The 13,965-nt window shown below is 69.6% G+C and carries 13 protein-coding genes; 9 read left to right on the top strand and 4 right to left on the bottom strand.

Annotated features, from left to right (window positions below; all coding sequences use genetic code 11):
- The first annotated feature begins 165 nt into the window (after positions 1–165).
- Entirely contained in the window at positions 166–978 is an 813-nt protein-coding gene (locus tag R2S09_RS33825) for an SAM-dependent methyltransferase (RefSeq protein WP_316745179.1), read from the top strand.
- 4 nt (positions 979–982) lie between these two features.
- Here R2S09_RS33825 and R2S09_RS33820 read toward each other — a convergent pair whose 3' ends face one another.
- The gene (locus R2S09_RS33820) at positions 983–2,356 is read right to left on the bottom strand and encodes an SMI1/KNR4 family protein (protein WP_316745177.1); all 1,374 of its coding nucleotides are present in this window, start codon (positions 2,354–2,356) and stop codon (positions 983–985) included.
- Between the two features lie 384 nt (positions 2,357–2,740).
- Between R2S09_RS33820 and R2S09_RS33815 the strand changes: the two genes are divergently transcribed.
- Together R2S09_RS33815 and R2S09_RS33810 are read left to right on the top strand one after the other, a co-directional pair.
- On the top strand, positions 2,741–5,284 hold the full coding sequence (locus R2S09_RS33815) for a discoidin domain-containing protein (protein WP_316745175.1): 2,544 nt from the start codon (positions 2,741–2,743) through the stop codon (positions 5,282–5,284).
- A 136-nt stretch (positions 5,285–5,420) separates the two neighbouring features.
- On the top strand, positions 5,421–6,038 hold the full coding sequence (locus R2S09_RS33810) for a DinB family protein (RefSeq protein ID WP_306192002.1): 618 nt from the start codon (positions 5,421–5,423) through the stop codon (positions 6,036–6,038).
- A 51-nt stretch (positions 6,039–6,089) separates the two neighbouring features.
- Here the strand turns inward: R2S09_RS33810 and R2S09_RS33805 are convergent, their stop codons facing one another.
- Together R2S09_RS33805 and R2S09_RS40760 are read right to left on the bottom strand one after the other, a co-directional pair.
- On the bottom strand, positions 6,090–6,368 hold the full coding sequence (locus R2S09_RS33805; protein WP_306192003.1) for a hypothetical protein: 279 nt from the start codon (positions 6,366–6,368) through the stop codon (positions 6,090–6,092).
- 233 nt (positions 6,369–6,601) lie between these two features.
- Positions 6,602–6,721, bottom strand: coding sequence for a lipocalin-like domain-containing protein (locus tag R2S09_RS40760; protein WP_399145283.1), 120 nt, complete (start codon positions 6,719–6,721; stop codon positions 6,602–6,604).
- A gap of 443 nt (positions 6,722–7,164) precedes the next feature.
- Here R2S09_RS40760 and R2S09_RS33800 point away from each other — a divergent pair, with 443 nt between their 5' ends.
- From R2S09_RS33800 to R2S09_RS33775, 6 genes are all read left to right on the top strand, one after another.
- Positions 7,165–7,806 carry a trimeric intracellular cation channel family protein gene (locus R2S09_RS33800; protein ID WP_316745174.1) on the top strand — a complete coding sequence of 214 codons (642 nt, stop codon included), beginning with the start codon at positions 7,165–7,167 and terminating at the stop codon, positions 7,804–7,806.
- A 48-nt stretch (positions 7,807–7,854) separates the two neighbouring features.
- Complete coding sequence (locus R2S09_RS33795; RefSeq protein WP_316745173.1) at positions 7,855–9,132, top strand: amidohydrolase; 1,278 nt, start codon at positions 7,855–7,857, stop codon at positions 9,130–9,132.
- Positions 9,133–9,379: 247 nt separating this feature from the next.
- Positions 9,380–9,952 (top strand): NADPH-dependent FMN reductase, encoded by a 573-nt coding sequence (locus tag R2S09_RS33790; RefSeq protein ID WP_316745171.1) that lies wholly within the window; start codon positions 9,380–9,382, stop codon positions 9,950–9,952.
- 75 nt (positions 9,953–10,027) lie between these two features.
- On the top strand, positions 10,028–10,342 hold the full coding sequence (locus R2S09_RS33785; protein ID WP_316745169.1) for a hypothetical protein: 315 nt from the start codon (positions 10,028–10,030) through the stop codon (positions 10,340–10,342).
- A 69-nt stretch (positions 10,343–10,411) separates the two neighbouring features.
- Complete coding sequence (locus R2S09_RS33780; protein ID WP_306192010.1) at positions 10,412–11,692, top strand: threonine/serine exporter family protein; 1,281 nt, start codon at positions 10,412–10,414, stop codon at positions 11,690–11,692.
- Positions 11,693–12,201: 509 nt separating this feature from the next.
- Positions 12,202–13,110, top strand: coding sequence for a helix-turn-helix domain-containing GNAT family N-acetyltransferase (locus R2S09_RS33775; protein ID WP_316745168.1), 909 nt, complete (start codon positions 12,202–12,204; stop codon positions 13,108–13,110).
- 9 nt (positions 13,111–13,119) lie between these two features.
- Here the strand turns inward: R2S09_RS33775 and R2S09_RS33770 are convergent, their stop codons facing one another.
- Positions 13,120–13,779, bottom strand: coding sequence for a hypothetical protein (locus R2S09_RS33770; protein ID WP_306192012.1), 660 nt, complete (start codon positions 13,777–13,779; stop codon positions 13,120–13,122).
- Between the last annotated feature and the right edge of the window lie 186 nt (positions 13,780–13,965).

The raw sequence follows: 13,965 nt of genomic DNA, 5'->3' as shown, positions 1-13,965 counted from the left end.
GTCAAAGCGGACCGCCTCATTCTTCGTGCTGTATATGTACCCGTCAAGAGTGGGCGTGGAGGCCGCAGTTGCGCCGCGCCGACCGGCCGAATGAGTCGCCGTGGGACAACTGAGGCCGCTAGGTTGCCTGTTGAGCGATCACCGGTCTGACCTGGAGGGCGTCACGTGACCGAGAGCCGCGACTTCGGCGAGCTGAGCAAGAGGATCAGGACGGACCAGCCGCACACGGCGCGCATCTGGAACTACTGGCTGGGCGGCAAGGACAACTACGCGGTCGACCAGCGGGCGGGGGACGAGATCCGCCGGCTGCACCCCGGGATCGGTGAGTACGCCCAGGCCGACCGGCGGTTCCTCGGGCGGGCGGTGCGCCACCTCGCGGGCGGGACGGGCATCCGGCAGTTCCTCGACATCGGCACCGGACTGCCCACCGCGGACAACACCCACGAGGTCGCCCAGCGCATCGCGCCCGAGTCCCGCGTCGTCTACGTCGACAACGACCCGATCGTCCTCGCCCACGCCGCGGCCCTGCTCGCCGGCAGTCCCGAGGGCCGCACCGACTACCTCGACGAGGACCTGCGCAACGTCGAGGCGATCCTGGAGCAGGCCGCGCGCGTCCTGGACCTGACCGAGCCCGTGGCGCTGATGCTGCTCGGCGTCGTCATCTTCGTGGAGGACGACGAGGAGGCGTACGGGATCGTGCGCCGCCTCATGGACGCGCTGCCGAAGGGCAGTCACCTGGTGCTGTCGCACACCGTCACACGGCCGGACATGCCCGACGTCGACGCCGCCGTCGCCTTCTGGAACGAGCACGGCACGCCGAGGCTGACCCAGCGCACCCCCGGCGCCGTCGCCCGGTTCTTCGACGGGCTGGAGCTGCTCGCTCCCGGCGTGGTCTCCTGCAACCGCTGGCGCCCCGACACCGACGGGCCCGAACCGCCCGAGGTCGCCATGTTCGGCGGGGTCGGCCGCAAGAACTGAGGGTTCAGCGCAGGTCGCCCTCGACGACGGTCCGGGTGATCGGGGGCCGGTCCCACAGGGCGAGGAGTTCGTTGGCGAGGGCCGTGGCCGCGAGCGGGTCCCGGTCGCCGTGCGCGACGATGGCGGCGGCCGACAGGCCGCGCGGGACCGCGCCCGCGTCGAGGAGGACACGCCACTCCATCGGCCCGAGCTCCAGGAACTCCAGTTCGGTCAGCTCCGCGATCTGCAGGGGGTCGGCGAGCGTGCCGGGATAGGCGGTGAGGGTCCGCAGGCGGGGCAGCCCGATCACCGGGGCGAGGCTGAGCGGCGCGCGGTCCCACACCCCGATGGACAGCACCTCCAGCCCGGCATGGGCGGCGGCCTCCACGCTCGCCAGGCTCCGGATGTTGACGTGTGCCACGACCGGCGGCTGCTCCGCGCGTCGGCCGGGGAGCTCGTCCGCGGGCCCGTTCAGCACCAGATCGGTGAGGGAGTCGGCCAGCAGGTCGGCGCCGGTGTTCTGCTCGTGGCCGAGGATGATGATCTGTCCCGTGTGCCCCCGCGGTCCCGGGGTCAGATCGACCGCGATCCGGTCGCCGCCGCCGTTGTCGCCGAAGACGATCCAGCCGGGGGAGCCGACCAGCCCCTGCACGGCCGCGTCGGGCGGCGTGAGGACCGCTTCCTTCGCCGCGAACCGCCACGGGCAGCGACGGGACGCCGCGTCGGCGACGTACAGGTCGTCCAGGGGAAACAGTTCGCACCCCACCGCGTCGCACAGGCGGTCCGCCGCCTCCTGGTCGTCGCGCCAGTCGTCCCACCGGGCCCGCGTCACCCGGTAGAGCGCCTTGAGCTCGCCGGGCAACGCGATACCGAGACGTGCTTCGGCGGCGGCTATCTCCTCCTCCGTCGCGCCGACGGAGCCGGGCACCCGTTCGCGCAGTGTCCGCTCCAGGGCCACCGGGTCCGCCGACGGGGCCGGCAGCGCACCGGGCACCGGCTCCGGCATGCGGCGCCAGGGCTCGGGGACGGCGTCCTCGACCAGGACCAGCGCACCCGGATGCGGACCGCCGATGCCGGGCTCCACGGCGGGACCGGAACACAGCAGATGGAGCACGGCCTTTCCGGCCGGGGACAGCTCCGCCACGAACGCGACGCTGTCCTCGCCGGCCTCCGCGAGCGCGCTCTGCACCCGCTTCACCGCGGCGAACTCGTCCTGCATGTCCTCGAACCGGGCGGCCCGCCCGGGCGGCGGCGGGCTGCGCCGCAGCGGAACACTCCAGGCGTACCGGCCGATCTGTCCCCCGACGCGGCCGTCGGGTGCGGAGAGCCTGTCCGTGGTGCCGGCCCGCAAGAGCCGCAACAGCGGTTCCCAGGTGGCGAAGTCATGCAGCGAGGACAACGGTGGCCTCCGGTCGTTCCCGAGATCGTGGTGAAAGGCGATTATCGCGCGTCTTCGCCCGTCGTCGCCGTTGCCCGTTCCCGGTCCGCTTCCCCCCGCCACTGCTTCCTTTTCCGCCCTGCTCCCGTCCTTCTCACTCCTGCTCCCGTCCCTCTTCCGTCCTTCTTCCGTCGCTCTTCCTTCTGAACGTCATCGGCCCTGGGCGGGCGGGGACTTCGTCAACGCTTGAAAGATTCCCGCGTTCAAGGGCTTGCCGCGACTCTCATGTCATCAGTTAAATCAAGTCGTGAACTAAGCGGCGTGGACGTCCCTTTGGTGCTGCGCACGCAGTGTCCTGCCGTCGCGTCCGCGCCGTCACTCCCCATCACACCCGCAGGGATTCGTATGAGACGCAGATCCTTGGGTGTCGCGCTCGCCGCAGCGGCGGCGCTCATCACCCTTCCCGCACACACCCCCGCCTCGGCGGCGGAGACACCGCTGTCCCAGGGCAGGACCGCCACCTCGTCCTCCGACGAGAACGGCGGCACCCCGGCCGCGTACGCCGTCGACGGCGACACCGGCACCCGCTGGTCGTCGGCCGCCGGCGACACCCAGTGGCTCCAGGTCGACCTGGGGGCGACGGCCTCCGTCACCAAGGTGGTCCTCGACTGGGAGGCCGCCTACGGCAAGGACTACAAGGTGCAGATCTCCGCCGACGGCAGCACCTGGACCGACCTGAGGTCCGTGACCGGCGGCGACGGCGGCACCGACACCCTGGACGTCTCCGGCCAGGGACGCTACGTGAGGATGTACGGCATCCACCGGGCCACCCAATGGGGCTACTCCCTCTGGGAGTTCCAGGTCTTCGGCACCACAGGAGGATCCACCCCCTCCTCCTGCGGCACCGCCGACGCCGCCAAGGGCAAGCCCGCCTCGGCCTCCTCGACCGAGAACGCCGGCACCCCCGCCTCCGCCGCCTTCGACGGCGACCCGGGCACCCGCTGGTCCAGCGCGGCCTCGGACCCGCAGTGGGTCCAGGTGGACCTCGGCTCGGTCCAGGACCTGTGCAAGGTGGACCTGTCCTGGGAGGCCGCCTACGCCAAGGAGTTCCAGATCCAGGCCTCCACCGACGGCCGCACCTGGAACACCCTGCGCAGCGTCACCGGCGCCACCGGCGGCACCGCCTCCTACGACGTCAGCGGCTCCGGCCGGTACGTCCGCGTCTACGGCACCGTGCGGGCGACCGGCTACGGCTACTCGCTCTGGGAGGTCGCCGTGCACACCGGCTCGTCCGGCACCACCGGGCCGGTCCAGGGCGGCGGCGACCTCGGCCCCGACGTGATCGTGGTAGACCCCTCCACCCCCAATCTGCAGCAGAAGTTCGACCAGGTCTTCGCCCAACAGGAGTCCGCCCAGTTCGGTACCGGCCGCTACCAGTTCCTGCTCAAGCCGGGCACCTACAACGGCATCAACGCCCAGATCGGCTTCTACACCTCGATCTCCGGGCTGGGCCTCGACCCCGACGACACCCAGATCAATGGTGACGTCACCGTCGACGCGGGCTGGTTCAACGGCAACGCCACACAGAACTTCTGGCGGTCGGCGGAGAACCTCGCCATCAGGCCGTCGAACGGCACCGACCGCTGGGCCGTCGCGCAGGCGGCGCCCTTCCGCCGGATCCACGTCCAGGGCGGTCTCAACCTCGCCCCGAACGGCTACGGCTGGGCCTCCGGCGGCTACATCGCCGACTCCAGGATCGACGGCACCGTCGGACCGTACTCCCAGCAGCAGTGGTACACCCGTGACAGCTCCGTCGGCGGCTGGACCAACGGCGTGTGGAACATGACGTTCACCGGTGTCCAGGGCGCGCCCGCGACCAACTTCGACACCGGCCCGTACACCACGCTCGACACCACGCCCGTCTCCCGGGAGAAGCCGTTCCTCTACCTGGACGGCAGCACCTACAAGGTGTTCGTGCCCGCCAAGCGCACGAACGCCCGCGGTGTCTCCTGGCCGGCCGACGCGGGCACCTCGATCCCGCTCGACCAGTTCTACGTGGTCAAGCCGGGCGCGACCGCGGCGACCATCAACCAAGCACTGTCCCAGGGCCTCGACCTGCTGTTCACCCCGGGCGTCTACCACCTGGACCGGACGATCGACGTCACCCGGGCCGACACCGTGGTGCTCGGCCTCGGCCTGGCCACCCTGGTCCCCGACAACGGCATCGACGCCATGCACGTGGCGGACGTCGACGGCGTCCGGCTCGCCGGTTTCCTGATCGACGCCGGACCGGTCAACTCCGACACGCTGCTCCGGATCGGTCCGCCCGGCTCCTCCGCCGACCACTCCGCCGATCCCACCACCGTGCAGGACGTGTTCGTCCGCATCGGCGGCGCCGGACCGGGCCTCGCCACCAACTCGGTCGTCGTCAACAGCGACGACGTCGTCATCGACCACACCTGGCTGTGGCGCGCCGACCACGGCAGCGGCATCGGCTGGGACACCAACCGGGCCGACTACGGTCTGCGCGTCAACGGCGACGATGTGCTCGCCACGGGCCTGTTCGTCGAGCACTTCAACAAGTACGACGTGTACTGGAACGGCGAGCGCGGCCGGACGATCTTCTTCCAGAACGAGAAGGCCTACGACGCCCCGAACGCCGCCGCCATCACCCACGACGGCACCGTCGGCTACGCGGCCTACAAGGTCGCCGACTCCGTCACCACCCACGAGGCCTGGGGACTGGGCAGCTACTGCAACTACACGGCCGATCCGACGATCGTCCAGGCCCACGGCTTCCAGGTGCCCGTCAGGTCGGGCGTCACCCTGCACGACGTGCTGGTGATCTCCCTCGGCGGCAAGGGCCAGTACGCCCACGTCGTCAACGACAGCGGCGCACCCACCTCGGGCACCGACACCGTGCCCTCCAAGCTGACCCGCTTCCCGTGACCGGGAGGCACTGACCGGCCGGGCCGCACGCCCACGGGAAAAACGAGGCGCGATCGCGGCGCCGGCTGTGGCAGGGTGACGGGCCGGCCGCACGGTCCGCTCCCGAGCGGGCCGTCACACCGACGACAGGAGCACCGTGACACCCGGACGCCTGGCTCCGCTGCTGGAACAGTTCGACTTCGCACGCCGGCGCCTCACCGACCGTATGACCGGCCCGGTCGTGGACAGCGGCGACGCCGCCGGTGTGGAGGTCGGCCCCATGACCGACGAGGAATACCTCTGGGAGCCGGTACCCGGCTGCTGGTCGGTCCGGCGGCGCTCGGACGGACCGGGCTCGCGCGCCACCCTCCTGACCGGCACGGGCGACTGGGGACGCGACGCCACACCGCCACCGCACCCCTCGCCGCCGCCCTTCACCACCCTCGCCTGGCGGCTGACCCACCTCAGCGAGATGCTGACCCTGCGGGCCGACCATGTCACCGGCAGCCACACACTGACCAGGGACGACTACCGCGTCAGCGGCGATGCGGCGAGCGCGGTCGCGGCCTTCGAGAACGCCGCCACAGCATGGCGTCAGGCCCTGCTGAGCACCGACGACGCCGCGCTCGACACGGTGGGACACAGCACCTACCCGCACGGCAGCGACCCGGACGACGTGTTCCTCGACGTCGTCTGGTGGGTCAACCAGGAACTCCTGCACCACGGCGCCGAGATCGCCCTGCTGCGCGACCTGTTCCGCACCCGGCGGCGCTGACCGTCACGGCCGCGCGTACCGCTCGGGTGCGGGCGTCCGACCGCGTTCGAATCAGTGGGTGAGGAAGAGCTCGACGACGGGGACGGACATATCGGGGCGCTGGACAGGGAGTTCGAGGGTGAGATGGTCCGACGGCACCCGCAGGTAGTCGTGGCCGGGGTCGTCGGCCGGCGGCTCGCCGATCCGCACCTCGGAGGCGTCGTGCAGGAACTGGGCGTACGCCACCCGGCCGCGCAGCCCCCGAAGATGCACATGCCGCAGAGGCCAGCCGAAGAGATGGAGATAGAGGCGGTCGCCGCGGCGCGTGTACCGGCAGTCCTGCGGCGGCACGAGGCCCTCGGCCGGACCCGCGCCGTGGATCGACCGGCTCCGCGCTCCAGTACGACCACATCAACTTCCTCGGCCACTACGCCTTCACCTGGACGACCACGCCGGGCTTGCGTCAGCTGCGCGACCCGCAGAGCCACGACGGGACCGAGGACATCGGGGACGAGTAGCCGCGGGCCCGTACAGTCGAAGCGGCGGCCCGGAGTCAGTTGCGATGACTCCGGGCCGTCGTCTGTTCACTGCCCCAACTGCGCGGACATGTACCCATCGGGGGTGTACATGATGAGGCCCTGCGGTTCATGGCCCAACGGCTCGAACGGCTCGGAACCGTGCACCGGGATCTCCTGGTACGACACCAGTTCCAGGCGCCGATCAGCCGTTCGCACAGAACTTCAGCCATGACTGTCTCCATCGATCAGGGCGCTGTTGCCTGCCGGCAGGCCAGCCGGCACCGCCGCTGATCGCTGGACTCAGCCCGCCCGTGAAGATGATCCAGGAGCTGCCCGGAATCCGGTCGGCCCGCTACGCCGTCCGGGTGCCTGGTGCGGGGATGACGGCGCTCGTTGAGACCGACCACCCCCTGTTCGGGGGCGACCCCACACCTGCTCAGTCGATCTCCCCGCCCATAGGGCACCTGACCTGCGAACGGACGCCACAGTCGCAGTCCGGCCGGCCAGTGGCCGGAGAAGCTGCCTCGCATGCCATGCCCGGCGGGCACGTGGCACCTTCGGCTGTTTCGATGGTGGAAGTGTGAAGGGAGACGCTGGTGTCTGTGGCCCGGTCGTTGTCGCCTGAGAGCGTGACCGAGCTGACCCGGGCGCTGGACCTGAGCGGGGTGTTCGCCAACGGCGCGCTCGGCGGGGTGCTGGCCCGGGCCAGTCGTCTGGATCTGTTCGGCTTCCTGGTCATCGGCATCGTCTCCGGTCTGGGCGGTGGAATCCTCCGTGACACCCTGCTGCAGCACGGCACACCTGTGGCCTTGACCGACTACACCTATCTCACGGTCGCCACTGCCGGCACCCTGCTGGCTTTCGTAGCCGATCTGAGCCGCCACGCGTCCGGCTGGGCCTTCAACGTCCTGGATGCCTCCGCGCTGAGCGTCTGGGCGGTCGCCGGGGCGCAGAAGACGCTCGCTGTCGGCCTGGGGTGGCTGCCGGCCGTGTTGCTGGGCACCATCACAGCGGTCGGCGGTGGGGCGATCCGGGACCTGCTGCTCGCGCGGGCCCCTTCCATCTTCGGCGGCACCCCGTTGTACGCGACCGTCGCGATCGTGGTGAGCGCGGTGATGGTGGTCTGCAGTCGGCTCGGTGCATCCACCGTAGGCGTCCTGGCTGGAATCACGGTCGGTATCTCGCTGCGGCTGGCCGCGTCCCACTGGGGCTGGAAGCTGCCGAACAGCCGCGACTGGCGGCCGGGGACGACCAAGGACCGGGATCCCTGACAGGAACGGGCGCTGCGCTCACCCACAGAGATGCAGGAGTACACAGCCGTGACACCCAAAGACTCCGCAGATGCTGTTCTGGCCGGGCTCGATGACATCCGGTCCGACCTCGAAGACGTCTACGAGGATCTACACGCCCACCCCGAGCTGGGACACCAGGAGCACCGCACCGCGACCCGGGTGGCGGAACGCCTGAGAAACTGCGGTTACCAGGTGCACGAGGGGATCGGCGGCACCGGTGTGATCGGTGTGCTGGCCAACGGCGAGGGGCCGACCGTTTTGCTGCGGGCCGACATGGACGCTCTGCCGGTCCTTGAGGAGTCCGGTCTGACCTACGCCAGCACGGCCGAATCCACGGATGCTTCCGGCCGCCGGGTGCCCGTGGCGCATGCCTGCGGTCACGATATGCACGTCGCCTGCCTGCTGGGAGCGGCGCGGCTCATGTTCGGCGCGCCGGGGGCATGGCAGGGCACACTGGTGGCCTTGTTTCAGCCTGCCGAGGAGCCGGGGGACGGTGCTGACCGGATGCTCGCCGACGGGCTGACCGACCATGTTCCCCGCCCAGACGTCGCCTTCGCCCAGCATGTGCTGCCCTATCCGGCTGGGCAGGTCGGCACGCGCGCCGGGTCCTTTCTCTCCGCGGCGGACAATGTGAAGATCACTGTCCATGGCCGGGGCGCTCACGGCTCGGCACCGCAGGCCGCCATCGACCCCGTGGTGATCGCCTCGATGATCGTCGTCCGGCTCCAGACGATCGTCTCGCGCGAGTTGGCCGCGACCCAGCCGGTCGTGGTCACGGTGGGCTCCGTCCAGGCGGGCTCGAGCGGCAACGTGATTCCGGAGTCGGCCGAACTGCTGGTGAACGTGCGCACGTACGACGACGAGACCCGGCGGGCCGTCCTGGCAGCCGTGCGGCGCATCGTCCATGCCGAGTGTGACGCCTCTGGGGCGACTCGCGCGCCGCAGATCGAGGAGGGCACCCGCTTTCCGCCGACTGTCAACGACGACGTGGTGACCCGCGAGGTATCCGCCGCTTTCGCCGCGATGTTCGGAGAGCGCGCGGTCACTGTCGAGTTGCAGAGCGCCAGCGAGGACTTCAGCCGGATCCCGGACGCCTTCGGCACCCCGTACACCTACTGGGCCCTGGGCTGTGTGGATCCGCACGCCTACCAGGCCGCCCGGCAACGCGGCACCGTGGCCCAGGACATCCCGGTCAACCACAGCCCCCGCTTCGCACCGGTCCTGCAGCCCACCCTGGACACCGGCGTCCAGGCCCTGGTCACAGCCGCACTCACCCACCTCGGGAAACCGACACGCACCAGCTGATGAGCTTCCGGCTGGTTCGCCTCTGAGGCCGCAGCACAGCAGCAATCGACCGCCTCGGCGGCGCCCGCGCAGCTTGCGCGGCTGCGGTTCTCGACGCCCACTGCACCGGCGCTTCACACCTCCGTCGAAGAATGCGGGCGGGCCGCGGTGGATCCACGCAGTCACCTGGACGGATCTGCCGGCACGCGCTCCGCTCCCGGCCGTGGTTTCGTTCCTTGCGTAACTCCCTGATTGAATCGAGGAACCGATGACTGCGTACAGGGTCGGCTACTTCGTGGGAAGTCTGGCGACTCACTCCATCAATCGGACGCTCTCGAGGGCTCTGATCCGGCTGGCCCCATCTGATTTGGAATTCTTCGAGATTTCGATCAAGGATCTGCCCCTCTACAGTTACGACTACGACAGCGACTATCCTGCCGAGGGAAAGGCGCTCAAAGATTCCATCGACTCCGCCGACGCCCTCCTATTTGTGACCCCGGAGTACAACCGATCCATTCCGGGCGCGCTCAAAAACGCCATTGACTGGGCCAGTCGCCCCTGGGGGAGCAACTCATTCGCACACAAACCCTCCGCTGTGATCGGAGCGTCCCCCGGCGCCCTCGGCACTGCCCTCGCCCAGCAGAGTCTGCGCGGTGTCCTAAGCTTCTGCGACTCGCCGCAAATGAATGCACCGGAGGCCTACGTCAGATTCAAACCCGATGTTTTCACCAGCAATGGAGAAGTCGTCGACGAGCACACGGAACGTTTCCTCCGAGACTTCATGGAGGAATTCCGGGACCACGTTGTCCGGGTTCTCACCGTGCTCCCGCGCAAACCCTGAAGCGTGCGGACTCGGGTTCGTTGTGGTCGATGAGAGGAATCACGAAGGGGCTGATGTGATGTGGGTAAGTCACGGATGAACGAAGAGCGCTTCTACCTGTATCCGATGAAACGTGTAGCTGCCGTCCTGCAGCGCCTTCTGGACAGCAAGGGAACCTTTCACGGGCTTCTCAGCCGCTTCATGCGTTGGCTGCAGCACGGGGGCTACGAAAGCGAAACGCTCGCGGCCCACTCTGCCGCCTTAAGTCAGGGTAAATGGCTGATCTTCGTTCCCGTGCGGGGCAAGAACGAGGCCAGGCGGACGGTCGACATTCTCCGATCACACGGAGGCAGTGAAATTTTCCACTTCCGCCGATGGGCAGTGCAATTCTTCCCCCGAACTATCGATTGAAGCCGTAAGGGACTACGACACCTTTCGCGCCCTGCATCCTGGTTTCCGGCGCCGGCAAAGGAGGCGGACATGGGGCATGCGGCCGCCGGCCTGGACGATCTGACCGCCTTCCTGGCACGCCTCACCGCCTTGCTGCTGCGTTCTTCCGGTGAGGGCGCCTACTCCATCGAGCGAGCTGTGGACACCAGCGCTCAGGCCTTCGCAGGCCAGGCGTCCGTAGTCCTCGTGCCCGAAGCGGCCGTGCTCTCGATCACCGCGGCCGACGGCCGCAGCCGCACCGTCTGCGTGCACGGCTTCCCGGAGGTGTTCCGGCTCGACCAAGCCGCGGCACTGAAGCCCTTCCTGGCCGACGTGAAGACGGGCCAGCTCGGGGTAGCCGAGGCCATCCGCAGGCTGGGACGCATCGAAGCCGCACCGCCGCCGTACCCTTGGTGGCTCAAGTTCCTCGGCGTCCTGCTGTTCTCCCTGGGCTTCGCCCCGCTGGTCCAGCCCACCTGGTACGAGATCACCACCACAGCCGTCCTGGGCGCGATCGCCGCGGCCCTTGTGGTCGCCGCCGTTCATGCGCCGCGACTGTCCGCAATTCTTCCCCTGGTGGTCTCGGCCGTCGTCTCCGTCGTCACCATCGAAGTGTTTGCCGGCGATCCGGCACACGGCGGCCCGGTCCTGCTGATGCTTCCAGCGCTGTTCTACTTCATTCCCGGTGACTTCCTGAGCGCATCGACCACCGAGCTGGCCATCGGCCTCATCACCACCGGCGCGATCCGGCTCGTCTACTCCGTATTCCTACTCGTCCAGCTCTACCTCGGCGTACTGATGGGTATATTCGTCACCGGCACCCCCCTCAACGCCCTCTTCGACACCGCCGCCAGAGCCGACCTGCCCAAGTGGGCACTGATCCTGGGCGGGATCGCCTTCACCGCCGGCACGGTCCTGGCCTTCGCAATTCCCCGCCGCTTCTTCGGGACTCTCCTCGTGCTGGTCTACGCCACCGTCGGGGTGCAGTCACTGTTCACCAAGCTGATCCGGGAGACCGGGGGCACATTCGTCGCTGCCGTGGTGCTGGCCGCCGCAGCCAATCTGCTGGACCGCAACCCCGCTTTCCCACCTCGATTGATCCTCATCCTTCCTGGCTTCTTCACCCTCACGGTCGGCTCGCTGGGACTGCGCGGCCTGACCGCCCTGGCCGGGGGCTACGTCATCGAAGGATTTCAAGACCTGCAGAAACTCATCACGATCGTCACCGCCATCGCCATCGGACTGGTCGTCGGCATGGCACTCACGCATGCCCGCACCACAACGCGGCCCACCTCTCCCCATGCCCCCTCGATGTCCCAGCGACCACCCTGACCATGTCTTCGCCGCACCGCCCGCAGATCTCACCGGGACTTTGACGACCAGCGGGTAGTACTGGGGGAAGGCGTGGGTCTGGGTGTTCCAGCTGTACAGGCCGAGGCTCCCGACCTGCGGGTCCACCGCCTCGAACTGCTCCCCGAACTCAAGGTGCGCGCCTCCTGCGGCGGTACGCCGACCTCCTGACGCCCGTCCGCGCTCGCGGGGCCCGGTCGACGGGGCGATTGCGCGGGTCGGGCGCTGCCGCCGCGGCATCGGGCCGCGAGCGCGGTGACCCGCGCGGCGGACTCCGTCGGCGACGGACGTGCCGCGCGGCGGCGGTGTCGGCGGGCCGGGCCGTGTCACCGGCCCGGGCGCCGAAGGCCGCACCTGCTCGCCCCGCACCGGCGGCCGTGACCACGCGCCCACCCGGGCCGGACAGCACTCCGCCCTGCCGGTCGGGAGAACCGGCAGGGCGGAGTCGGTGGAATCAGGGGCAGGGCGGTGTCTCTGACTAGAGTCAGAGAATGCATTCTGCGCAGATTGACCAGGTGAGGCGGTTCAACCGCACCGTCACCCAGCGGGTGGGCGTGCTCCATGACCACTATCTGGGCCGCGACCGGCCGATCGGCGAGGCCCGGCTGCTCTGGGAGATCGGCGGACAGGGCGAGGACGTACGGCGGCTGCGCGAGCGCCTCGGACTCGACTCCGGGTACGTCAGCCGGCTCCTGCGCTCCCTGGAGGCCGACGGTCTGGTGACCGTCGAACCCCATCCCCGGGACAGACGCGTGCGCACCGTCCGGCTCACCGACGCGGGCCACGCCGAGCGGGCCACGCTCGACGCCCGCAGCGACGAGCTGGCCGGCTCCCTGCTCGAGCCGCTCAACGAGGCCCAGCGGGCCCGGCTGGTCGCCGCCATGGCCGAGGTCGACCGGCTGCTGACCGCCGGGACCGTCACGCTGGACACCGTCGACCCCGGCCACCCCGACGCCGTGTACTGCCTGCGGTCGTACTTCACCGAGCTGCAGGAGCGCTTCGAGACCGGCTTCGACCCCGAGCGGAGCTTGCTGCCCGACGCCGGTGAACTCACCCCGCCGCGCGGCGAGTTCCTGGTCGCCCGGCTGCACGGCGAACCCGTCGGCTGCGCGGGCCTGAAGCTGCCGCCCGGCGCCCCGGCAGAGATCAAACGCATGTGGGTGGCGCCCAGCGCCCGCAGGCTCGGCCTCGGCCGCCGCTTCCTCACCGAACTGGAGGCGCGGGCCGCCCGGCACGGCCGCACCCTGCTGCGCCTGGACACCAACAAGGCCCTGACCGCCGCGACCGGGCTGTACCACTCCTGCGGCTTCCAGGAGGTCCCCGCCTTCAACGACGAGCCGTACGCCCACCACTGGTTCGAGAAGCGCGTCACCGCACCGCCGGCGGCACCGCAGGAATGAGGGGCCTTGTCACGCCCGGGCCGCCGAAGCCTGGATGTCCTCCCGGGTGTGCTCCATCAGCTCCGCCAGGTCACCGACCTCGGGGTCGAGTTGTTCCACGCGCGGGGCGACGTCGTCGACCCATGCGGTGGTGGACAGCGCGAGCTCGACGGCCTTCTTCTCCAGACCGTCGCCGAGCAGCTCCTCGATCTTGAAGGAGAGGCCCGCCAGGGTCTCGTCGTCGGTCTCGGGCACCAGGTACTCCTCGAGACCGGCCGGAAACGGTGTCTCCTCCCGGGACTCGCGCAGGGCGGTGACCACCGCGGATTCCTCGCTGTACTGATCGAGGAGTCCCATGAGGACGTAGAGCCGTGCCACCAGCCGGGGCAGGCCCGGATGCCTGTCCAGCCAGGCCATGAGCTGGCGCTGACCGCCGAGGCGGTCGATGACCCGCGTCATCTCCTCGGTGAGGGTGGTGGGCAGAACCCAGTGGAACGGCAGCAGTCGCGCCACCTGGTCGGCCAGCTCCGCCTCGCCCCGCGGCTCCAGCGTGCCGGCGACGAAGCCGCTGACCAGCTCGTGGTCCAAGCTGAAACCGTCCGGCTTCGACCGGTCTCGTGAGGTGCCCGAGGCGTCGTGACGCAGACGCAGGAGCTCGTCGACGATCTTGCTCAGCGGTTTGTCGTGCACGGATCCTCCCAGAGGCTGCCTCACCACTGTGCCGCCCGCCGCCGGCCGTGCGCGCTTTGGTTGGTCCAGGCGAGTCACCCTCGATTCACGGTTTGCGGGGCCGGACACGGCGCGTTTGAGTGAGTAGGGGTCCCCTCCATCGGTGAGGAGTGCGTCATGTCGATGTCGTTCGGTCCTGCCTTCGGC

The organism is Streptomyces sp. MK7, from assembly GCF_032658145.1.
GTDB classification, from domain to species: Bacteria; Actinomycetota; Actinomycetes; order Streptomycetales; family Streptomycetaceae; genus Streptomyces; species Streptomyces spiralis.
The sequence above is the reverse complement of the archived record's forward strand: the minus strand, read 5'-3'. Positions and strand labels throughout refer to the sequence as shown.

Bases quoted from the DNA above. Each gene is read 5' to 3' on its own strand.
- R2S09_RS33790 (WP_316745171.1), top strand. From the start codon at position 9,380: ATGACTGCGTACAGGGTCGGCTACTTCGTGGGAAGTCTGGCGACTCAC.
- R2S09_RS33785 (WP_316745169.1), top strand. From the start codon at position 10,028: ATGAACGAAGAGCGCTTCTACCTGTATCCGATGAAACGTGTAGCTGCC.
- R2S09_RS33780 (WP_306192010.1), top strand. From the start codon at position 10,412: ATGGGGCATGCGGCCGCCGGCCTGGACGATCTGACCGCCTTCCTGGCA.
- R2S09_RS33815 (WP_316745175.1), top strand. From the start codon at position 2,741: ATGAGACGCAGATCCTTGGGTGTCGCGCTCGCCGCAGCGGCGGCGCTC.
- R2S09_RS33775 (WP_316745168.1), top strand. From the start codon at position 12,202: ATGCATTCTGCGCAGATTGACCAGGTGAGGCGGTTCAACCGCACCGTC.